The following is a 21,980-nucleotide window of genomic DNA, read 5'->3' as shown; positions in this document are numbered from 1 at the left end:
TCGAGGAAGGAGGAGCGAGCGCCGTGGCCGACCATCTGACCGTACTGACCACCACCGACAGTGCCGAGGAGGCCAACGCGCTGGCCCGCGGGGCTGTGGAAAGTCGTTTGGCGGCCTGCGCACAGATCACAGCGCCCATCACCTCCGTCTACCGCTGGGAGGGCGTGATGCGCACCGCGCAGGAGTGGCAGGTGATCTTCACCACGAGCGCGGCCCGGTACCGGGAACTGGAGGCGCACATCGAGGGCACCCATGCGTACGAGGTTCCGGAGATCATCGCGACGCCGATCGTTCAGGGCAGTGCCGACTATCTCGCCTGGGTCGATGTGGAGACGGCGGTGGGCCATGACGAGGGGCCGGTCGCGATGGCGTGACCGATGTATGACCGGAGAGCGCCGTCAGGGGGCGGTTGCGGGCGGCGCGGGGGTGCCCGCGCCGCCCGCAAGCGGACCCGGGCACCTATGCCTACCGTGGAATGAATGGGTCGGATGAGCACGCAGGACACCGGTGCCGCTCGTGCCGCTCGGCGATCCGTCCACGCCTGGCAGGACGCCGTCCTCGCGGTGGCGGCGGGGCTGGTCGCCATGTGGGTCGTCGCCACGCTGGGCCTCTGGGCGGCAGGAGCAGGGGACCTGCCCGGCGGGGCGTTCCCCCGGGTGGTCGCGGCCACCGTGATCATGGCGGTGGGTGGCTCGATCGACGTGCACGGCGACGCCGGTTTCCTCGCGGAGACGGACGCCGCGATCGACGCCGTACCTCTCTCCGTAACACTCGTCGGAGTCCTGGTGACGGCGTACGCCTTTCTGCGGCCCCTGCGTCACCGCGCCGTTGTCGACGACCGCGAGCTGCTCGGCAGGGTCGCCCGTACGGCGGCGGTGTGGCTCGTGGCCCTCCTCGCCCTGACCGTCGTCGCGCGGCACACCTTCCGCATCACGGTCGGGGACGGCATCGTCGAGGACATCGGCGAGGCGCTCGGCTCGATCCCGACCGTCGGGTTCCGCGCCGAAGTCGTTCCCACGCTCGGCTTCGGACTCCTCTGGCTGCTCGGCGTACTCGCGCTCGGCGTCATCGTCTCGAGCCGGGCGCCGCTGCCGTCGCGGCTGCTGCACCTCCGGGAGGCGGCACGCCCGGCCGCGTACGCCATGCTGTCGGTGCTGCTCTGCTGTGTCGCGATCGGGCTGGTCATCGCGGTCGTCGAGGCCATCACCGGGGATCATCCGGCCGACACCGTCGCCGTCGCGCTGCTCGCTCTGCCGAATCTGGTCTGGATGGCCTTCGGTGCCGGGATCGGCGGCTCGTGGCACGGCCATGTCGTGGAGGGCATCGGGCTGCCCATGCCGCAGGTGCTCGGCGAGGTGCTCCGTACCCGCGGCGGCGACGCCACCCTCGACCTGGGCTCGATCGCGGAACACGACGACCGGGCCTGGTTGCTCGTCGTGGTGTCCGCCGTGCTGCTGCTCGCGGCCGGAGTCGTCGCAGCGGTCCGCACGCCGCCCCATCGGACGGCTCATATCCCGCCGTGGCGGCACGCCGTGCACATGGCGCTGGCCCTGGGGATCACCCTGCTCGTCATCGGGCTGCTCACCCGCGTCTCGGCACAGTACGGCCTGTCGCTGATCGGCGTCGGGGACCTCGGCGGTGGCCTGGGAGGGGAGGTCTCGCTGCAGCCGAATCTTCTGCCGCTCGTGGGGTTTGGGCTCCTGTGGGGGCTGGTCGCGGGCTTCCTAGGCAGCCTGCTCGCATCGCGCGTACGGCACCCGGGAAAGGTGGAGTGAGCTGGGGGCACTCGCCCAGCTGCCTCCCGGCAGGCGGCGCAGCGCTCGGGGGCCCGGATGCGGTGGGATGGGTGCGATGAGACCGGATGAACCGGCTGAACCGGATGAGAGGAGCCGCGTGCCGGTGGAGCGCCTTCCTTTCTTCGTCTACGGGACGCTGCGGCCGGGGCAGGTGAATCACGACCGGTTTGTGCAGGGCCGGACCGCTGCCGAGGAGCCGGGGCGGATGCGCGGCGTGGTGCTCTACGAGGGGCCGGGCTATCCGTACGGCGTGGCGGCGGCTGCGGACGACGGGGGAGCCGAGGTCCGCGGAGAGCTCATCACGCCCATCGCAGACCACTACGACGCGCTGCTCGCCGCCCTGGACGAGCTGGAGGACTATGCCCCCGGTGACCCCGGCAACCTCTACGAGCGCGTCGCTCGCGAGGTGCGGCTCGCCGACGGCCGGACGGTCCGCTCCTGGGTCTATCTGGCCTCGGACGAGGTGGCGAAGCGGCTGCGGGCGTCCGGCACGCGCGTCCAGGGCGGAGACTGGAGGGCCCACTGAGGCGTCGGGTTCTCAGAGCCGGGCGGGCGGGTCCATTTCGGCCCTCCGGCCAGGGCCTTCCGGGGCGGCCGGCTCCAGGCGGACCGCGCAGACCTTGAACTCGGGCATCCGGGAGATCGGGTCGAGCGCGGGATTGGTGAGCGAGTTGGCGCGCCCCTCGCCCGGCCAGTGGAAGGGCATGAAGACGGTGTCCGGGCGGATGTCCCGGGTGATCTGTGCGGGCGCGACGGCCGTGCCGCGGCGGGAGACGACTGCGACGGGCTCGCCTTCGGCCACGCCGACGCGGTCGGCGAGCTGTGGATGCAGCTGCACGAACGGCCCGGGGGCGGCGGCGTTCAGCTCGTCCACGCGCCGGGTCTGCGCACCTGACTGGTACTGGGAGACGACCCGGCCCGTCGTCAGCAGCACTGGATAGTCGGCGTCCGGCTCCTCGGCTGCGGGGCGGTGCGAGACCGGTACGAAGCGGGCCCGGCCGTCGTCGGTCGCGAACCGGTCGAGGAACAGCCGGGGCGTGCCGGGGTGAGCTCCGGCACGGTCACTCCTTGGCCCTGTGCTCTCGGGAACGACGCCGTCGTTCCCGAAGCCTCGGGCGGAGGTGGTCGCCGGTTCAGCGGCGTAGTCGTTCGCCGGATCGTCCGGGAGCGGCCCGAGGGGTGTTTCATCGGCCGCGGGGACCGCGGTTGGCGCGCCCCCCGCACCGAGCGCCGCTTCGGCCCGGTGCTCGTTCGCCGCGTCGTCCCGCGGCGGGGCGAGCGGGGACACGTCCGAGGAGGCGCCGGGGGCGTCGGCAGCGGCGCGCGTGTCGGCCGTCGCCGAGGGTGCCCCGGACGTTGTAGACCCCACAGCGGGAGCGTCCGGGCATGGCCAGAACACGCCGTCCTCCTCGACGATCCGGCGGTAGGTGATGCCGGAGTAGTCGGCCGGGCCGCCGGCGGACGCGCGGCGCAGCTCGTCGAAGACCTCCTCGGGATCGGTCGGGAAGCCCTTCTCCCAGCCGAGGCGGGTGGCGAGGCCGTGGAGCACCTCCAGGTCCGTGTGCACCCCGGGGGGAGCGGAGAGGGCCTTGCGGCGCAGGATGACCCTGCCCTCGAGGTTGGTCGTGGTGCCGGTCTCCTCCGCCCACTGGGTGACGGGCAGCACCACATCGGCGAGCTGTGCGGTCTCCGAGAGGACGACGTCGGCGACGGCGAGAAAGTCCAGCGAGCGCAGTCGCTCCTCGATGTGGGCCGCGCGTGGCGCGGACACCACGGGGTTGGAGCCCATCAGCAGTAGCGACTTCACGTCCGTGCCGAGCGCGTCCAGAAGCTCGTACGCGCTGCGGCCGGGTCCCGGCAGGTCGTCGGGGTCGACGCCCCACACCCCGGCCACGTGGGCGCGGGCCGCCGGGTCCACGAGCTTGCGGTAACCGGGCAACTGGTCGGCCTTCTGGCCGTGTTCGCGGCCGCCCTGGCCGTTGCCCTGGCCGGTGAGGCAGCCGTAGCCGGATAGCGGACGCCCGGCCCGGCCGGTCGCCAGGCACAGGTTGATCCAGGCACCGACGGTATCCGTGCCCTTCGACTGCTGTTCCGGGCCGCGCGCGGTGAGCACCATCGACGACGGGGCGCCGCAGAAGAGGGCGACCGTCTCACGGAGGTGGGGGAGCGGCACGCCGGTGATCCGCTCGACCAGTTCGGGCCAGTGCGCCATCGCGGCGGCCCGGGCCTCGGGCCAGCCGGTCGTACGGGCGGCGACGAACTCCTCGTCCACCCTCCCCTCGGCGACGACCAGATGCAGCAGACCGAGCGCGAGTGCGAGGTCCGTGCCGGGCCGGGGCGCGAGGTGGAGGTCGGCCTGTTCGGCGGTGCGGGTGCGGCGCGGATCGACGACGATCAGCTTGCCGCCGTTCTCTTTCAGCTCGGTGAGAAAGCGCAGGGCGGGCGGCATGGTCTCGGCGAGGTTGGAGCCGACGAGGATGACGCACCCGGTGCGCGGGATGTCGGCCAGGGGGAACGGCAGCCCCCGGTCCAGGCCGAATGCCCGCTGGTGGGCGGCGGCGGCCGAGGACATGCAGAACCGGCCGTTGTAGTCGATCTGCGAGGTGCCGAGCACGACCCGGGCGAACTTGCCCAGCGCGTAGGCCTTCTCGTTGGTCAGGCCTCCGCCGCCGAAGACTCCGACCGCGTCCGCGCCGTGCTGCGCGCGCGTCCGCGTCAGACCTTCGGCGATCCGGTCGAGGGCCTCCTCCCAGGAAGCCGGTTCGAGCGTGCCTGTGGCGTGGCGACGGATCAGGGGCTCGGTCAGGCGCACCCGGGAGGAGAGGACGGCGGGGGCGGTACGCCCCTTTCCGCACAGGGCTCCCTGATTGACCGGGAATGCGGTGCGCTCCACCACCTCGACCTCGCCGCTGTCCGCTCCCGGCCGCAGGCCCATCCCGCATTGCAGCGCGCAGTAGGGACAGTGGGTCTCGACGGGCGGGGCGGGTGCGGCGGTGTCGCTGTGCATGCCGTCCAGCATGCGTCGTGCGTGTTACACGTCGAGCCCTGCCCGGTTACACCTGCCGCACGGGCACCTCAGCGGACGGCGATCCGCCAGGTGAGGCGTGACTCACCCTCCGGGCCAGGGCTGCGCCCGCCTCAGTCCGCGAGGGCCAGGTCGACATCGGGCTCGCGCGGCCCGAGGAAGCGGGGAGTGGGCCGGAGGGCCACGTCCAGTGCGGCCTTGCCCGCCGCTCCCAGCTCCCGAAGCCCGCCGTACCACCACGTGGCATCCCGCGGTTCCGCCACGCCCACGCCGTAGGCGTCGATCCCCGCCGCGTCGCACAGCGCCAGCGCACGCCGTATGTGGAAGCCCTGGCTGATCAGCAAGGCCCGGTCGACTCCGAAGATCTGCTTCGCCCGCACACAGGAGTCCCAGGTGTCGAACCCGGCGTAATCGCTGACGATCCGGGCGTCCGGCACGCCGCGCGCGCTGAGGTACGCACGCATCGCCCCCGGCTCGTCGTAGTCGGTGCGGCTGTTGTCGCCGCTGACCAGCACGACCTGGATCCGCCCCGCGCGGTACAGCTCGGCCGCCGCATCCAGTCGGTGCGCAAGATACGGCGTCGGGCCGCCCTGCCACAGGCCCGCCCCGAAGACGACGGCCACCGGCGCCGACGGCGCATCGAACGCCTCCCGCACCCGCGGCGACGCCGTCGCGTGCATCCAGGTGGCAGGCATCAGTGCCAGCACGCATCCCAGCACCGCGGCCCGCACCGCCCGTCGTTTCCCCCGACGACCGTCGCGCGGGCGCCCCTGCCTCAGCCATCGCGCAGCCCGTTCCAGGCGCCCTCGCCTCCGGACTCGCCCAGTCGGGCCGTCCCGCCCGGGGGGACTACCGCCGTGAGGCACCTCCCACCCATTCGCCGTGTCGATCAGCTTCGCTGTGTCGATCAGCGCCTCCGGCGCCGCCGGCGCGCCCTCCGACCCGCGCGCAGTCCGTCGAATGTGCGACAGCAGCCGTTTCCACATGGCCCCTCCCCTGATCGGCTCCGATCCCCACCCTCAACGACGATCGGAAGCGTGCAAGAGTTCGCCGGAGACACGTCCGACGGCCACCTTCACCGGTGCGTGTGACATCCCCGCTGTCTCCCCGGTCCGGTGAGGGCCCGGAAATCAGCTGTCACCCCGCCGCAACGGCGCGGCAACGCCCGCTCGCCAGAATCTCTGCATGACGGCGTCGACACCTCATCCAGGAACCACCGTCCACCTCGACAGCACGGCGCAGCTCATGACACAGATCACCGCACAGCTCAGCACCCAGCTCCCGCGGGCCGGAGCCCGGAGCCTGCGGCGCCCGCAGACCTCGATGCGGTCCCGGCGCGCCGCGGGCCCCCCGACGCTCGTCGCCGTCGCCCACGGCAGCCGCGACCCCGAGGCGCTGCGCACCGTCACCGCCCTGCTGGACCTCGTCCGCGCCATGCGCCCCGGCCTGCCGGTGCGGCTCGGGCACATCGAGCTCAACGCCCCACTGCTGCCCGACACGCTCGACGAGCTGCGCGGGGACGCCGTGCTGGTGCCTCTGCTCCTCGGCCGCGGCTACCACGTCAAGCAGGACATCCCGCAGACCCTCGCCGCCGCGCCCCACCTGCGGGGCGGCATCGCCGCTCCGCTCGGCCCGCATCCGCTGCTCGTCGAGGCCCTCTACGCCCGGCTCACCGAGGCCGGATGGCGGCTGCCCTCCCGCGCCGCCCAGGCCGCCCGGTGCGGCATCGTGCTGGCGGCATCCGGCTCGCGCGACCCGGACTCGGCCGCCGACACCACACGTACGGCCGAACTGCTCAGCGCCCGGCTCGGCGGTGTGCCGGTGCTCCCCGCCTACGCCTCCGCCGCCCCCAGCGTGTCCCAGGCGGTCGCCGCGCTCCGGGCCCGCGGCCGGCACCGGATCGCCCTCGCCTCGTACTTCACCGCCCCTGGTCGCTTCGCGACCCAGAGCGCGGCGGACGCCCCCGGCATCGCCGCCGCTCCGCTCGGTGCGCACCCGGCGCTCGCCCGGCTGGTGCTGCACCGCTACGACGAGGCCCCCGCCTCCGGGGCCGCCGCCCGCTCGGCCATGACCTCCGCCGCCCACACCGGAGAGGCCCATCTCGCGACGGCGTGACGCGCGGGCATACCTCCGCCGTCCGGCTGCGCCCGTTACCGTCCAGGTATGGCAGGCAATGACCGGACGGACCTTTTCCCCGCTAGCGGCGCGCTGCAGACGAGCAGTGCACCGCCGCCGCAGCCGTACAGCGAGGCCGATACCGAGCGCTGGGCGGCCGAGCCCGACAAGCGCCCCGGCCGCACCGCGTTCCAGCGCGACCGGGCCCGTGTCCTGCACTCCGCCGCGCTCCGCCGCCTCGCCGGGAAGACCCAGGTCGTCACCCCGGGGGAGCAGTCCCTCGCGTGGGACGCCAGCCCGCGTACCCGGCTGACTCACTCACTCGAATGCGCGCAGGTCGGCCGGGAACTCGGCGCCGCCCTCGGCTGCGACCCGGACCTCGTCGAGGTCGCCTGCCTCGCCCACGACCTCGGCCACCCGCCGTTCGGACACAACGGCGAGCAGGTTCTCGACGAGTTCGCCAAGGACTGCGGGGGGTTCGAGGGCAACGCGCAGTCGCTGCGGCTGCTCGCCCGCCTCGAACCCAAGCGGTTTGTGCACGACGACGCGGGCGAGCTCGTCAGCGTCGGGCTGAACCTCACCCGTGCGGCCCTGGACGCGGCGACCAAATATCCCTGGCCGCGCGGTGACCACCCGACCGATCCCGGCTCCCGGAAGTTCGGGGTCTACGAGGACGACCTCCCCCTGTTCGTCTGGATAAGGGAGGGAGCGCCGCCGCACCGGCAGTGCTTCGAGGCACAGGTGATGGACTGGTCGGACGACGTGGCGTACTCCGTCCACGACGTCGAGGACGGCCTCCACGCCGGCCATCTCGACCCCAACATGCTGCTGGCCGAGCCCGAGCGCCAGGAGATCTTCGGCTGCGCCGTCGGCCGCTATGCCCCGCCCGGGACCGACCCCGCCGAACTCGCCGAGGCCCTGGACCGGCTCCTCGACCAGGAGTGGTGGCCGCACGGCTACGACGGTTCCGCGGTCGCCCAGGCCCGGCTGAAGGACGCCACCAGCCAGCTCATCGGGCGTTTCTGCCTCGCCGCGGAAGGCGCCACCCGGGAGGCGTACGGCAGTTGGCGGCTCACCCGGTACGGCGCGGAGCTGGTCGTGCCGCGCGCCATCCGTCTGGAGTGCGCGGTCCTCAAGGCCGTCGCCGATCTCTACGTCATGCAGCGTGCGGAGCAGGAGCGGGTCCGTGCCGAGCAGCGGATCGTCCTCACCGAACTGGCCGAGGCGCTCGATGCCCGTGCGCCCGACGGCCTCGATCCGCAGTTCCGCGCACTGCACGCGGCCGCCGAGGACGACAGGGAGCGGCAGCGGGTCGTCGTCGACCAGATCGCCGCGCTGACCGACGCCGCGGCCCGCACCTTGCATGCCCGGCTCACCCATGGCCGGTGAGCGGTGAAGGTGGCGCGATGCGAGTGCGGCGGCGTGCGCGGTGGCAGGTGCGGGCAGGTGTGCCGTGGGGGCAGGTGTGCGGGTCGCAGGAGCGGCGGCGGGTGCGGTGGCGGCGCGCCCCAGCGGTCCCGCACAGCCGTGCCCCTTCCGTAAGGCCCCTCTTTCGGCCTCACGCTCCGTGCGGGAGGCTCGCTTGAGGTGAGCAGAGCGGGGGGACCATGGAATTCAGGCTTTCAGGCGTGACGCCCGGCAGCGAGGAGGCACCAAGTGGTCGACGCACACCAGACGTTCGTCATCGTCGGAGGAGGGCTGGCAGGAGCGAAGGCCGCGGAGGCCCTCCGCTCGGAGAACTTCACCGGGCGGGTGATCCTCGTCTGCGACGAGCGCGACCACCCTTATGAGCGCCCGCCGCTGTCCAAGAGCTATCTGACCGGTGCCGAGGAGCGCGACAGCGTGTTCGTCCACGAGCCGGCCTGGTACGCGCAGGCCGAGATCGAGCTGCACCTCGGCCAGCCCGCCGTCCAGCTCGACCGTACCGCCAAGGCGATCACGCTCGGAGACGGCACTCGCATCCACTACGACAAACTGCTGCTCGCCACCGGGGCCGAGCCCCGCCGCCTCGACATCCCCGGTACCGACCTCGCCGGCGTCCACCACCTGCGCCGCCTCGCCCACGCCGAGCGGCTGCGCGGGGTCCTGGCGACCCTCGGCCGGGACAACGGGCACCTGGTCATCGCGGGCGCGGGCTGGATCGGCCTCGAAGTCGCCGCGGCGGCCCGCGGATACGGCGCCGAGGTCACGGTGGTCGAACCCCAGCCGACGCCGCTGCACACCGTCGTCGGACCCGAACTCGGCTCGCTCTTCACCGATCTGCACCGTGAGCACGGGGTCCGCTTCCAGTTCGGCACCCGGCTCACCGAGATCGTCGGCCAGGACGGCATGGTGCTGGCCGCTCGTACGGACGACGGCGAGGAGCACCCGGCCCACAGCGTCCTGGCCGCGATCGGTGCGGCACCCCGAACCGGGCTCGCCGAGTCCGCCGGGCTGGCCATGGTCGACCGGGCGGACGGCGGCGGCATCGCCGTCGACGCCTCGCTCCGCACCTCCGACCCGGACATCTACGCCGCGGGGGACGTCGCCGCCGCCGAGCACCCGCTGTTCGGCACCCGGCTGCGCGTGGAGCACTGGGCCAATGCCCTGAACGGCGGCCCTGCCGCGGCGCGTGCCATGCTCGGCCGGCAGGTCAGCTACGACCGGGTGCCGTACTTCTTCTCCGACCAGTACGACGTCGGGCTCGAGTACTCCGGATTCGCGCCGCCCGGCAGCTACGACCGGGTGCTGCTGCGGGGCGATGTCGCCAAGCGCGAATTCATCGCTTTCTGGCTCGGCGAGGGGCGGGTCCTCGCGGGCATGAACGTAGGGGTCTGGGACGTCACCGATCCGATCCAGCGGCTGATCCACTCCCGTCACATCGTGGACCAGGACGCCCTCGCGGATCCGGGCGTCTCCCTGGTGTCGCTGCTCCCGTAGCAGCTCCGGGTGCGGAAAACGGTTTCCGGCTGCCTCCCCCGCCTGGGTAGCCTCCGCCGGGGGCGCCCCTCCGCGCACGTCGGCCTGCAAAGGAGGAACACCGAGATGAGCAGCACCGGTCCGGTCACCCTGGACGACATCCGGGATGCGGCCGCCCGCCTCAAGGGCGTGGCGCACCGCACTCCGGTGCTGCGGTCCCGGACGGTCGACGGGCTCGTGGGCGCGGAGGTCTTCCTCAAGTGCGAGAACTTCCAGCGCATCGGCGCCTTCAAGTTCCGCGGTGCCTACAACGCGGTCTCGCGGCTGTCGCCCGAACAGCTGAGCCGCGGCGTGGTGGCGTACTCGTCCGGGAACCACGCCCAGGCGGTCGCGCTCGCCGCACGGGAGCTCGGCAGCAGCGCGGTCATCCTCATGCCCGAGGACGCCCCCGAGTCGAAGCTGAGGGCCACGGCCGGGTACGGCGCGGAGATCGTCACGTACGACCGCTACACCGAAGACCGCACCGCCATCGGCGACCGGCTGGCCGCCGAGCGGGGCCTCGCGCTCATCCCGCCGTACGAACACCCGCACATCATCGCCGGGCAGGGAACGGCCGCGCTGGAGCTGATCGAGGAGGTCGGTCACCTCGACGCGCTGCTCGTCCCCGTCGGCGGCGGCGGGCTGATCGCCGGCTCCGGCACGGCCGCGACCGCGCTGAACCCCGGCATCCGCATGATCGGGGTCGAGCCGGAGGCGAGCGACGACACCAAGCGATCGCTGGAGGCCGGACACCGGGTGTCGATTCCGGTGCCGCGGACCATCGCCGACGGGCAGGCGCTGGACACACCGGGGGAGCTGACCTTCTCGATCAACCAGAGGTTGCTCGACGACGTGCTGCTCGTCAGTGACGACGAGATCCGGGCCGCGATGAAGCTGGCCTTCGAGCGGCTGAAGATCGTGACCGAGCCCAGCGGCGCGACGGGTCTCGCGGCGCTTCTGGCCGGCGGGCTCCCCGCCGGAGTCACAGGCAGGAGCGAGGTGCTCCCGGCCCGCATCGGCGTGGTGATCTCCGGGGGCAACATCGCTGTTCCACGGTTCCTGGAGGTGATGGCGGGCTGAGCCCCGGCGGTCGCCTGTCGCTCGCCGCTCCCCGCCGGCCGCCCGTCGGTGACGCGTGCCGCGCGGCCGACCGGGCTGTCCGACCTGCACCGTAGAATTCACGCGTGGCTGGCAGGATCAACGATGACGATGTGAAGGCGGTCCGGGACGCGATCCCGATCGACGCCGTCGTATCCGAGTACCTCCAGTTGCGCAACGCCGGAGGTGGCAACCTCAAGGGCCTTTGCCCCTTTCATGATGAAAAGTCGCCTTCCTTCCAGGTGAGTCCCAGTAAGGGACTCTTCTACTGCTTCGGTTGCCAACAGGGCGGCGACACCCTCGACTTCGTGATGAAGGTCGACCACCTCTCCTTCTCCGAGGCCGTCGAGCGCCTCGCCGCTCAGGCGGGCATCACCCTCCGCTACGAGGAGGGCGGCTACACCCCGGGCCGTCAGCAGGGTGAGCGGATCCGGCTGGTCGAGGCCCACAAGATTGCCGCGCAGTTCTATAGCGAGCAGCTGGACGGCGCCGAGGCGGAGATCGGCCGGACATTCCTCGACGACCGCGGCTTCGACCAGTCTGCCGCCCAGCACTTCGGCGTCGGCTACTCCCCGGCCGGCTGGGACCACCTCGTTCGGTTCCTGCGCGGCCGTGGCTTCAGCGACAAGGAAATGATCCTCTCCGGGCTCGCCCAGGACGGCCGCCGCGGCCCCATCGACCGCTTCCGGGGCCGCCTGATGTGGCCCATCCGGGACATCACCGGCGAGATCGTCGGCTTCGGCGCCCGCAAACTCCGGGACGACGACAACGGCCCCAAGTACCTCAACACGCCCGAGACCCCGCTCTACAAGAAGTCGCACGTCCTCTACGGCATCGACCTCGCCAAGAAGGACATCGCCAAGACCAGCCGGGCCGTCGTCGTCGAGGGATACACCGATGTGATGGCGTGTCACCTCGCAGGGGTCACCACCGCCATCGCCACCTGCGGGACCGCCTTCGGCGGCGACCACGTCAAGATCCTGCGGCGGCTGCTCATGGACAACTCCCGCGCGAAGGTGATTTTCACCTTCGACGGTGATGCCGCCGGGCAGCGAGCCGCCCTGCGGGCCTTTGAGGACGATCAGAAGTTCGCGGCACACACCGCCATCGCTGTCAGTCCCGGCGGAATGGACCCTTGTGAGCTCCGTCTGGCGCAGGGCGACGAGGCGATGGAACAGCTCGTCGAGAGCAGTACGCCGCTCTTCGAATTCGCCATCCGCTCCGTTGTCGACCGACACGACAGCGACTCGCCCGAGGGACAGGCAGCGGCCTTGGAGGAGGCCGCTCCGATCGTTGCGCGTATCAAGGATGAGTCCATCCGGCACAAGTACGCCATCATGCTTTCCGGGCTGCTCGGCTATGTGACCGACAATCAGTTCGTGGTCCAGCGAATCAGTCGGCTGGCCCGCTGGGAGCGGGAGCGGCGCCAGCGGGGTGCGTCCGCTGGGACGGGCAGCGGAGTCACGAGAGTCGGACCGGGGCCGGGGGGCGAGCCGCCCGCGAGCCCTGCGCGGGGCGGGGGCTTGTCTGCTGGCGCGCCGCCGGCGCGCCGCGGTCCCGCCCTCAATCTCCGCAGCCCCGCCCACCGCGTCGAGCGCGAACTGCTCAAACTCGCGCTCCAGCGGCCGGAGTTGGTGTCCCCGGCCTTCGACGCCTTCGGCGTGGACGAGTTCACCGCCCCGCCGTATGCCCTGGTGCGACAAGCCGTCGAGGAGGCCGGGGGAACGGCCGCCGCGGACGGCGACTTCCTGACGCGCGTGCGCGAGGCGGCGCCCGACGACTCGGCGCGTGCCCTCGTCACCGAGCTCGCCGTCGAGCCGCTGCACACCCGCAGAGAGGCCGACGAGCTGTACGCGGGCACGCAGCTGGTGGCCGTACGCCTCGCCGCCGTCAATCAGCGCATCACCGACATCCGGGGCACGCTGCAGCGCCTCGGCCCGAACGCGGACGCCGAACACCTGGCAGCCGTGCAGAACGAACTCTGGGTCCTCCAGCAGTACGGCCAGTCCCTCCGCGACCGCGGCGCCGAGGCCCTCTGACCGCAGCCACCGCGGCCACCGCGGCGCCCTGGTCCGGCTCTTCGTCGCGTTTCGTCGGACGTTCGCCGTCGGCCGCCCCCGCGCCGCGTAGTCGCCCGGACGCGTGCGGTCACGCTCTTCTCAGAAAGTGGACGCAGACCTCTCGTGGCGGGCATGTGTCGTACCCCACACTGTTGAGCGGTGCCTGAGTCCTCGGAGCGCCGTGGATCCGGTCGATGGGAGCCGGAGTCCGCAGCGGATCCGTATGCGATGTACGGGACGGACCGCGGCGCGGCCGCAGCCGTTCCGCTGCCGCACGCCCTCGATCCGGCAGCGATGATTCTGGAGGTCGCCCCCGTGCAGACCCAGACCCTCACCGGCGCGGTCACCAAGGTGCCGCCCCAGACCTTCGCCCCGCACCATCCCGAGAGCGTCGATCCACCGCTGCCCGATCCACCCCTGCTGGATCCGCCGCTGCCGGACGCGGCCCGGCCCGAGGCCGTGCGGCCCGAGCGGCCCGAACCGGAGATCGAGGCGGATGTGCGGCGGCTTCCGCAGCCCGAGTCCGGTGGCCCCTCCTCCGACCTCTTCCGCCAGTACCTGCGCGAGATCGGCCGGATCCCCCTGCTCTCCGCAGCCGAGGAGGTCGAGCTCGCCCGTCGCGTCGAGGCCGGACTCTTCGCCGAGGAGAAGCTGAGCAGCACCCCCGACCTCGACTCCCAACTCGCCGTCGACCTCGACAAGCTGGTGGTTCTCGGCCGGATGGCCAAGCGCCGCCTCATAGAGGCCAATCTCCGGCTGGTCGTGTCCGTCGCCAAGCGCTACATCGGCCGCGGGCTGACCATGCTCGACCTCGTCCAGGAGGGCAACCTCGGCCTGATCCGGGCCGTGGAGAAGTTCGACTACGCGCGGGGCTACAAGTTCTCCACGTACGCGACCTGGTGGATCCGGCAGGCCATGTCCCGGGCGCTCGCCGACCAGGCCCGTACGATCCGCGTCCCCGTCCACGTCGTCGAGCTGATCAACCGGGTCGTCCGCGTCCAGCGCCGAATGCTCCAGGAGCGCGGCTACGAACCGACCCCCGACGAGGTCGCCGCCCACCTCGAACTCACCCAGGAGCGCGTCAGTGAAGTGCTGCGCCTCGCCCAGGAGCCGGTGTCGCTGCACGCGCCGGTCGGCGAGGAGGAGGACGTGGCCCTCGGCGACCTGATCGAGGACGGCGACGCCGCGTCCCCCGTCGAATCGGCCGCGTTCCTGCTGCTGCGCGAGCACTTGGAGGCGGTGCTGTCCACGCTCGGCGAGCGCGAGCGCAAGGTCGTGCAGCTGCGCTACGGGCTGGTCGACGGCCGTCCTCGCACCCTCGAGGAGATCGGCCGGATCTTCGGCGTGACCCGCGAGCGGATACGGCAGATCGAGTCCAAGACGCTCAACAAGCTGCGCGACCACGCCTTCGCAGACCAGCTGCGCGGCTACCTCGACTGAGCCGACTCCCCGTCAGAACTAGTCCACCTGCGCCACGGCCTGCGCGAACTGGGCCGCGTACAGCCGCGCGTACGCACCCCCGGACGCGAGCAGCTCCTCGTGCGTGCCCTGCTCCACGATGGACCCGTGCTCCATCACCAGAATCACGTCCGCGTCGCGGATCGTGGACAGCCGGTGGGCGATGACGAAGCTCGTACGGCCGTGGGCCAGCCGCAGCATCGCCTTCTGGATCAGCACTTCGGTGCGGGTGTCCACCGAGCTGGTCGCCTCGTCCAGCACCAGGATCACCGGATCCGCCAGGAACGCCCGCGCAATGGTGATCAGCTGTTTCTCGCCCGCGCTCACCCCCGTGCCCTCGTCGTCGATCACCGTGTCGTAGCCGTCCGGCAGGGTGCGGATGAAGCGGTCCGCGTGCGCGGCGCGGGCCGCCTCCTCGACCTCCTCGCGGCTCATCTCGCGTGCTGCGCCGTACGCGATGTTCTCCGCGATCGTGCCACCGAACAGCCAGGTGTCCTGCAGCACCATGCCGATTCCGGAGCGCAGCTCCTCCCGCGACATCGCCGCCGCGTCCACGCCGTCGAGAGTGATCCGGCCACCCCCGACTTCGTAGAACCGCATCAGCAGATTGACCAGCGTCGTCTTGCCGGCGCCGGTGGGTCCGACGATGGCGACTGTCTGGCCCGGCTCCACCGAGAGCGACAGATCCTCGATCAGCGGCTTGTCAGGGTCGTAGCGGAAGGACACCTTCTCGAACGCCACATGGCCGTGCCGCGCCGTCGGCCGCTGCGGAGCGGACGGCTCGGGAGACTGCTCCTCGGCGTCCAGCAGTTCGAAGACGCGCTCGGCGGACGCGACGCCCGACTGCACGAGGTTCGCCATCGACGCGACCTGCGTGAGCGGCATGGAGAACTGCCGCGAGTACTGGATGAAGGCCTGCACATCGCCGATCGACAGGGCGCCTGAGGCCACCCGGAGCCCGCCGACGACCGCCACCAGGATGTAGTTGAGATTGCTGATGAACATCAGCAGCGGCTGCATGATCCCGCTGATGAACTGGGCTCTGAAGCCCGCCCGGTAGAGCGCTTCGTTCTGCTCCCGGAAGACGGCAGCCGACTCCCCCTGCCGCCCGAAGACCTTCACCAGCGTATGGCCGGTGTACATCTCCTCGACGTGTGCGTTCAGCTTGCCGGTGGTCCCCCACTGCTGCACGAAGTGGGGCTGCGCCCGCTTGCCGACCCGGGTCGCCACCACCGCCGACAGCGGCACGGTCGTCAGGGCGACCAGTGCCAGCAGGGGCGAGATCCAGAACATCATCACCAGGACACCCACGATGGTCAGCACCGAGTTGGTGAGCTGTCCCATCGTCTGCTGCAGGGTCTGCCCGATGTTGTCGATGTCGTTCGTGGCCCGGCTGAGCACCTCGCCGCGCTTCTGGCGGTCGAAGTACGACAGCGGCAGCCGCGACAGCTTCGCCTGTATCTGCTCGCGCATCCGGAACACGGTGCGGTTGATGGCCCGGTTGGCGAGCTGGGTCGCCACCAGCATCAGCAGCCCGGCGATCACGAAGGTGGCGAGCGCGGCCAGCAGTACGGCGCCCACCGCGCCGAAGTCGATGCCGTGGCCGGGGGTGAAGTCGGTGCCCGAGAGCATGTCGGCGACACCGTGGTCGCCCTTGTCCCGCAGGCCCTGGATGGCCTGCTCCTTGGTGAGACCTTCGGGCAGCTGTCGGCCGACGATCCCCGCGAACACCAGGTCGGTGGCCTCGCCCAGGATCTTCGGCCCGGCCACGGAGAGCGCGACGCTGCACACCCCGCCGGCCAGCATCGCGTACAACGTCCGCCGCTCCGGTGCGAACTGCGCCAGCAGCCGCCTGCCGGAGCCCTTGAAGTCCATCGAGCGCTGAACGGGCCCTCCGCCCACCATGCGCGCCAGGGGTCCCCCGCTCACAGTGCCTCCTTGCTCGCTTCTCCGCCCGCTCGGCGCAGAGGCGCGGGCATCGTGTTCGTCTGCAGCCCGGCGACCTCGCGCGCGTCGCTCACGCGGCCTCCGCCTCGGTCAGCTGGGAGAGCACGATCTCCCGGTAGGTCTCGTTGCCCGTCATGAGCTCGTGGTGGCTGCCCGTCCCGACGCCCCGGCCCTCGTCGAGGACCAGGATCCGGTCGGCATCGCGGATGGTGGACACCCGCTGGGCGACGATCACCACGGTCGCCTCCGCCGTCTCGCGCGCCAGCGCGGTCCGCAGCGCCGCGTCCGTCGCGTAGTCCAGCGCGGAGAAGGAGTCGTCGAAGAGATAAATCTCCGGGCGCTGGACCAACGTGCGGGCGATGGCGAGCCGTTGCCGCTGCCCGCCCGAGACGTTGGTGCCGCCCTGAGCGATCGGCGCGTTCAGTCCGCCCTCCAGCTGCGAGACGAAGTCGTCGGCCTGCGCCACCTCGAGGGCGTGCCACAGTTCCTCGTCCGTCGCATCGGGCCGCCCGTACCGCAGATTCGTCGCGACCGTGCCGGAGAAGAGATACGGCTTCTGCGGCACCAGCCCCACCGTTCTCGCCAGCAGGACGGGATCCAGGTCACGGACGTCCTCCCCGTCGACCAGCACCTCGCCGCCCGTCACGTCGAACAGCCGCGGGACGAGCCCCAGCAGCGTGGACTTCCCGCTGCCCGTGGACCCGATGACGGCCGTCGTCTCGCCCGGCCGGGCGACCAGGTCGACGCCGTGCAGTACCGGCACCTCCGCGCCCGGATAGCGGAAGTCGGCGCCGCGGATCTCCAGATGTCCGTGCCGGGCGAGCCGGGTCGTCGGCCGGGCCGGCGGCACGACGCTCGACTCGGTGTCCAGCACCTCCTGGATGCGCTCGGCGCACACCTCGGCGCGCGGCACCATCATGAACATGAAGGTGGCCATCATCACGGCCATCACGATCTGCATCAGATACGCGAGGAACGCGGTCAGGGCACCGATCTCCATGCCCCCGCTGTCGATTCGGAGTCCGCCGAACCAGACCACGGCGATGCTGGAAAGATTCACCACCGTCATCACGGTCGGGAACATCAGCGCCATCAGCCGCCCGGTGGCCAGCGACACATCCGTGAGCTCGGTGTTGGCCTTCCCGAAGCGCTCCTGCTCGTAACCGTCCCTGACGAAGGCACGGATGACGCGATTGCCGGTGATCTGCTCCCGCAGCACCCGGTTCACCGTGTCCAGCCGTTCCTGCATGGAGCGGAACAGCGGGCGCATCCGCCGTACGATCAGCGAGACCGCGACGCCGAGCACCGGAACCACCGCGAGCAGCACCGCCGACAGCGGAACATCCAGTCCCAGCGCCATGACGATCCCGCCCACGCACATGATCGGCGCCGAGGCCAGCAGCGTGAACGCCATCAAGGCCAGCATCTGCACCTGCTGGACGTCATTGGTGGTACGGGTGATCAGCGACGGCGCCCCGAACGTCCCCACCTCGCGCGCCGAGAAGCTCTGCACCCGCTCGAAGACGGCCGCCCGCACATCCCGGCCGAGCGCAGCGGCTGTCCGCGCCCCGAAGTACACGGCCCCGACGTTGCCGGCCACTTGGAGCACGCTGATGGCGATCATGACGCCGCCGAACCGCAGGATGTAGCCGGCGTCCCCCTGCACCACACCGTTGTCGATGATGTCGGCGTTGAGCGTGGGCAGGTAGAGCGTGGCGGCCGTCTGCAGGAACTGGAGGAGCAGGAGCCAGGCTATGGATCGTCTGTAGGGGCCCAGACGGGAGCGCAGGAGCCGGATGAGCACAGGGAGTCTCGCTTCGATCGTGACGTTCGTCGGGCACGCGGTCAGGGGACCACCCTGCTGCCTCAACTCCGGTTGAGGTCAAACCATTTCCCCACCCCTCCGAGCTATCCGCCCGGGTTGAACGCGCCCGGATGCGTCTGCTCGCGGACCGCCGTGTACTGCTGCCGTACGGCCTGACCCACCGCCAGGTCCTCGCCGGGGTCGAGCACTTGGGCCGCCGGCCCCTGCCACAGTGGGGGCTGCTGCGGCGACAGCGCGCCCTGGGCGACGCCGAGGGCCCACGCCGCCTGCCGCGCCGCACCCAGCGCCGCGTAGTCCGCCGCCTGCGGGACGATCACCTGAGCCCCGAAGAGAGCCGGGGCCATGGCCTGTATGGCGGGCAGCTCGGCGGCCGCGCCCAGCAGGAACACCCTCCCCCTGGCTGCGCCGGGGGGACCCCCAACGGAGACCCCGCGCCCACGCAGTACGTCGAGGGCGTCCGCCAGCCCGCACAGCATGCCCTCGAACGCCGCACGCGCCAGATGCTCCGGCTTCATGCTCTCGCGCCGCAGGCCGGCGAGGGTGCCTGCGGTGTGCGGCAGGCGCGGGGTCCGCTCGCCCTCCAGGTACGGCAGCATGACCAGCCCGTACGAGCCGGGGGTCGACTTGAGTGCGAGGGCCGACAGCCCCTCGAGGTCGGTGCTCAGCAGCTCGGCGGCCCCGCGCAGCGGGCGTACCGCGTTGAGCACCTGCACCACGGGCAGGTGCATGCCGGTCGCGTCGGCGAAGCAGGTGATGGTGCCGGTGGAGTCGGCCAGGGCCTCGTGGTGCACGGCGAAGATCGACCCGGACGCGCCGAGCGACACCACCGCGTCGCCCAGCCCGACCCCGAGCCCGAAGGACGCGGCCATCGTCTCTCCGGTCCCGGCGGAGATCAGCAGGCCCTCGGGGGTGGTCCCCGCGGGCTCGGCCGGTCCGAGCACGTCGGGCAGTCCGACCTGGCGGCCCAGCGCCAGCTCGACGAGATCCGGGCGGTACGCGCCGGTGGCCGCCGACCAGTAGCCGGTGGACGAGGCGCCGCCCCGGTCGGTGGTCCGCCGGGCGGGCCGCCCGAGCAGCTGCCAGACCAGCCAGTCGTGGGGCTGGAGCACGGCCGCGGTGCGCTGGGCCGACTCGGGTTCGTTCCGGGCCAGCCAGCGCAGTTTGGCCACGGGGTGCGCGGCGGAGGGCACGGTCCCGACGGCCTCGGCCCAGGCCGTACGTCCGCCGAGCGCGTCGATGAGGTCGGCGGCCGAGGACTGGGCGCGCTTGTCGTTGCCGAGCAGGGCGGGCCGTACGAGTGCACCCTCGGCGTCGAGCGCGAGCAGCCCCTGCTCCTGAGCGGAGACGCCGATGGCCTGCACACCCTCGAGCAACCCACCGGTAGCGGCGTCGCCGAGGGACATGAGCCAGGCCTGCGGATCGATCTCGGTGCGCTTGCCGGCGGGGGCTTCACCGCTCTCGACGGGATGCGGGGCGTACCCCTGCCTGAGCACGGCACCGGTGTCGGTGTCGCAGACGACGATGCGTGTGTACTCGGACGAGCTGTCCAGCCCGGCGACTATCCCCATGGCGACAGATGATGCCGTACCGCTCGGTCGCGGCGGTCATCCGGTCGGGCAGTGCGGGGGCGGCCGCGCCGCAGGCAGTGGCGGTGCCGGCGAGACGTCACGGTGGTGCTGATCATGTGTTGCTCGTGCCCCAGTCGTCCTCGGCCGGCGGGTAGTGATCACGGAACGACCGGACGCGGGCCGAGACCGACTCCGGCAGGCGGTGGCCCACGGTCGCGGTGACCTTGTCGGCCGCCTTGGCGGCGACCGAGCGGCTGTTCGTCGCCGCGGCTTCGGCGGCGTTGCGCACCGCCGGGTTCTCGGATAGCTGCCGCGCACTCTTGACGAGCTGCTCGTACCGCTCCCGCCCGGCCCGCGCTCCCAGCACGTAACCGACGGCCAGACCGAAGATGAACGTGAACCGGTACCGCATGGCTTCCACCCTTCACTCAATGCGTCGTGGGCGCATGTCCTGCCCGGTGGTGCTGCGGCGAATACCGATTTCGGAGCACCCCCTGGCATGCGCTAATGTATTGCTCGCAGCGAGGGGCCGCCCCCGGAGAACGGGCCGGGCGGGTCCGAGCGGAGCAGTCCCCTGTAGCTCAATTGGCAGAGCAGCCGGCTGTTAACCGGCAGGTTACTGGTTCGAGTCCAGTCGGGGGAGCTCATGAGAGGCCCCGGCTGCGGGGCCTTTTTTCATGGCAGGCAATGATCGTCACGAACCCGGGAACCGCGGGTCGCGTGATCGATGTCCTCCAGGTGAGGACGCTGCAGCCCACCCGGGCGGCAGATCCTATGAGCAGCTATGCTGCGGCAGACGGCGCGCACAGATGTGCGCGGCGCGCCGAAACGGGGCGGTAGCTCAGCCGGTTAGAGCAGCGGACTCATAATCCGTCGGCCGTGGGTTCGAGTCCCACCCGCCCCACCACTGCTCACCCGGCAAAAACGTTCTGAACTGCGGAAAGCGCAATGGAAAGGGCCGCCACGGACACCGTGGCGGCCCTTCTGTCAATCGAAATCAAGATCAAAGAGCCGTCCGGGGGACGAGCGGGGGACGGGCTGTCATGCGGCCCTGGGATGGGCCTCGCCGGGGGACGAGCCATCGTCCCGGTCGGCCACATCTCCGCCCTCCGTGAGGGCGCCCCCGGCGTCTCGCGGCTGTGCCGCCTCCCGGCCCTCTTCGGGCTCGCGTCGGGGTGCGCGGGGCACTACTGACAGTGTCGACTCCGCCTCGCTGCGCATCAGCTCCGGGAGCACGCTCGTGCAGGTGTCGGAGGTGATCTGGCGCGACGAGTGTCCAAGCCGTTCCTCGACCACCTTGATGTCGTTGTCCGCTAGCAGCGAAAGTGGCTGAGCCCCATGAACCCGCCAGCCAGTACTCGGCTCCGGCGGTAGGTGAGAGATCGCCGCCGCCCGACCCGGATGTGAACCAGGCCGGTCACTTCTCCTCGTTGTCCGGTACCAAGCCTGACCTCGAGTACAGCGACTGGGACCTGTCCGGTCGATCATGTGACTGCTTCCTACCTGGATCGTTGATGCGGGTATAGGGCGGGGTGATCTGACGGATGCCGAGTGGGAGCGACTGCGGCCGTTCCTGCCGGTCAGTAATGGGCGTTGTGGCCGGTGGCGGGATCACCGGCAGGTGATCGACGGGATCTTGCACCGTGTGCGGACCGGGGTGCAGTGGCGGGACTTGCCCGAGCGGTTCGGGTCGTGGAAGACGGTCTACGAACGCCACCGATTGTGGTCCGCTGACGGCACCTGGGAACGTCTGCTGCAGCAGGTCCAAGCGGCGGCCGACGCAGCGGGCGAGATCGACTGGGACATCGCGGTGGACTCCACCATCGTGCGCGCGCACCAGCACGCCGTCGGCGCCCGCACCGCTCCGCCGCCGACTCCGGCAAGGGGGCCGAAGCGGCAGAACATCAGGCCGAAACGCCGTGGCAGAGTCTGCACGCCCGCCTGGTGGAAGTGGTGCGGGAGGTGAGGGCCTGGGCCGCTCGCGCGGCGGGTTGACCAGCAAGCTCCACCTGAGCGCCGACGGCCGCTGCCGCCCGCTGTCCCTGGTCGTCACCGGCGGGCAGCGGGCGGACTGCACCCAGTTCGAGGCGGTATTGGAGAAGATCCGGGTCCCGCGCATGGGTCTGGGCAGGCCGCGCAGGAAGCCCGGAC

At 71.5% G+C, this 21,980-nt stretch carries 15 protein-coding genes, 2 tRNA genes and 1 pseudogene; 12 read left to right on the top strand and 6 right to left on the bottom strand.

Translation table 11 applies throughout. From position 1 onward, the window contains the following. Positions 1-23: 23 nt before the first annotated feature. The 3 genes from cutA to ACTWQI_RS02230 all read left to right on the top strand — a co-directional run bounded on the left by cutA (position 24) and on the right by ACTWQI_RS02230 (position 2,322). On the top strand, positions 24-374 hold the full coding sequence (cutA, locus tag ACTWQI_RS02240; protein WP_443266836.1) for a divalent-cation tolerance protein CutA: 351 nt from the start codon (positions 24-26) through the stop codon (positions 372-374). Positions 375-488: 114 nt separating this feature from the next. Further along, positions 489-1,775, top strand: coding sequence for a streptophobe family protein (locus ACTWQI_RS02235; RefSeq protein WP_443266834.1), 1,287 nt, complete (start codon positions 489-491; stop codon positions 1,773-1,775). Between the two features lie 76 nt (positions 1,776-1,851). Further along, positions 1,852-2,322: a gamma-glutamylcyclotransferase family protein gene (locus ACTWQI_RS02230; RefSeq protein ID WP_443266832.1), complete on the top strand. Its 471-nt coding sequence runs from the start codon at positions 1,852-1,854 to the stop codon at positions 2,320-2,322. Positions 2,323-2,334: 12 nt separating this feature from the next. Here ACTWQI_RS02230 and ACTWQI_RS02225 read toward each other — a convergent pair whose 3' ends face one another. Both ACTWQI_RS02225 and ACTWQI_RS02220 read right to left on the bottom strand, forming a co-directional pair. Further along, the gene (locus ACTWQI_RS02225) at positions 2,335-4,803 is read right to left on the bottom strand and encodes a molybdopterin oxidoreductase family protein (RefSeq protein WP_443266830.1); all 2,469 of its coding nucleotides are present in this window, start codon (positions 4,801-4,803) and stop codon (positions 2,335-2,337) included. Between the two features lie 131 nt (positions 4,804-4,934). After that, positions 4,935-5,621, bottom strand: a complete 687-nt coding sequence (locus ACTWQI_RS02220; protein WP_443267167.1) for a SanA/YdcF family protein — start codon at positions 5,619-5,621, stop codon at positions 4,935-4,937. Positions 5,622-6,006: 385 nt separating this feature from the next. Between ACTWQI_RS02220 and ACTWQI_RS02215 the strand changes: the two genes are divergently transcribed. From ACTWQI_RS02215 to ACTWQI_RS02190, 6 genes are all read left to right on the top strand, one after another. Beyond that, on the top strand, positions 6,007-6,936 hold the full coding sequence (locus tag ACTWQI_RS02215; protein ID WP_443266829.1) for a sirohydrochlorin chelatase: 930 nt from the start codon (positions 6,007-6,009) through the stop codon (positions 6,934-6,936). 48 nt (positions 6,937-6,984) lie between these two features. Further along, positions 6,985-8,325, top strand: a complete 1,341-nt coding sequence (locus tag ACTWQI_RS02210; RefSeq protein ID WP_443266827.1) for a deoxyguanosinetriphosphate triphosphohydrolase — start codon at positions 6,985-6,987, stop codon at positions 8,323-8,325. Between the two features lie 267 nt (positions 8,326-8,592). After that, positions 8,593-9,855: an NAD(P)/FAD-dependent oxidoreductase gene (locus tag ACTWQI_RS02205; RefSeq protein ID WP_443266825.1), complete on the top strand. Its 1,263-nt coding sequence runs from the start codon at positions 8,593-8,595 to the stop codon at positions 9,853-9,855. 105 nt (positions 9,856-9,960) lie between these two features. Continuing rightward, positions 9,961-10,953, top strand: coding sequence for a pyridoxal-phosphate dependent enzyme (locus tag ACTWQI_RS02200; protein WP_443266823.1), 993 nt, complete (start codon positions 9,961-9,963; stop codon positions 10,951-10,953). 104 nt (positions 10,954-11,057) lie between these two features. Continuing rightward, entirely contained in the window at positions 11,058-13,010 is a 1,953-nt protein-coding gene (gene dnaG, locus ACTWQI_RS02195) for a DNA primase (protein WP_443266821.1), read from the top strand. Positions 13,011-13,190: 180 nt separating this feature from the next. Then, positions 13,191-14,471: an RNA polymerase sigma factor gene (locus ACTWQI_RS02190; RefSeq protein ID WP_443266819.1), complete on the top strand. Its 1,281-nt coding sequence runs from the start codon at positions 13,191-13,193 to the stop codon at positions 14,469-14,471. An 18-nt stretch (positions 14,472-14,489) separates the two neighbouring features. Here the strand turns inward: ACTWQI_RS02190 and ACTWQI_RS02185 are convergent, their stop codons facing one another. The 4 genes from ACTWQI_RS02185 to ACTWQI_RS02170 all read right to left on the bottom strand — a co-directional run bounded on the left by ACTWQI_RS02185 (position 14,490) and on the right by ACTWQI_RS02170 (position 20,241). Continuing rightward, positions 14,490-16,394, bottom strand: a complete 1,905-nt coding sequence (locus ACTWQI_RS02185) for an ABC transporter ATP-binding protein (protein WP_443267165.1) — start codon at positions 16,392-16,394, stop codon at positions 14,490-14,492. A gap of 112 nt (positions 16,395-16,506) precedes the next feature. Next, the gene (locus ACTWQI_RS02180; RefSeq protein ID WP_443266816.1) at positions 16,507-18,240 is read right to left on the bottom strand and encodes an ABC transporter ATP-binding protein; all 1,734 of its coding nucleotides are present in this window, start codon (positions 18,238-18,240) and stop codon (positions 16,507-16,509) included. Between the two features lie 104 nt (positions 18,241-18,344). Then, positions 18,345-19,829: an FGGY family carbohydrate kinase gene (locus tag ACTWQI_RS02175; RefSeq protein ID WP_443266814.1), complete on the bottom strand. Its 1,485-nt coding sequence runs from the start codon at positions 19,827-19,829 to the stop codon at positions 18,345-18,347. 112 nt (positions 19,830-19,941) lie between these two features. Next, a complete protein-coding gene (locus ACTWQI_RS02170) occupies positions 19,942-20,241 on the bottom strand; it encodes a YtxH domain-containing protein (RefSeq protein WP_443266811.1) in 300 nt (99 codons plus the stop codon). A 158-nt stretch (positions 20,242-20,399) separates the two neighbouring features. Here ACTWQI_RS02170 and ACTWQI_RS02165 point away from each other — a divergent pair. From ACTWQI_RS02165 to ACTWQI_RS02155, 3 genes and pseudogenes are all read left to right on the top strand, one after another. Continuing rightward, a tRNA-Asn gene (locus ACTWQI_RS02165) sits at positions 20,400-20,472 on the top strand. 187 nt (positions 20,473-20,659) lie between these two features. Then, positions 20,660-20,736, top strand: a tRNA-Ile gene (locus tag ACTWQI_RS02160). Between the two features lie 615 nt (positions 20,737-21,351). Beyond that, positions 21,352-21,976, top strand: a pseudogene (locus tag ACTWQI_RS02155) (IS5 family transposase); the annotation flags it as partial. Positions 21,977-21,980 lie beyond the last annotated feature (4 nt).

It is taken from the genome of Streptomyces sp. KR80, assembly GCF_052245555.1.
Taxonomy (GTDB): domain Bacteria; phylum Actinomycetota; class Actinomycetes; order Streptomycetales; family Streptomycetaceae; genus Streptomyces.
The sequence above is the reverse complement of the archived record's forward strand: the minus strand, read 5'-3'. Positions and strand labels throughout refer to the sequence as shown.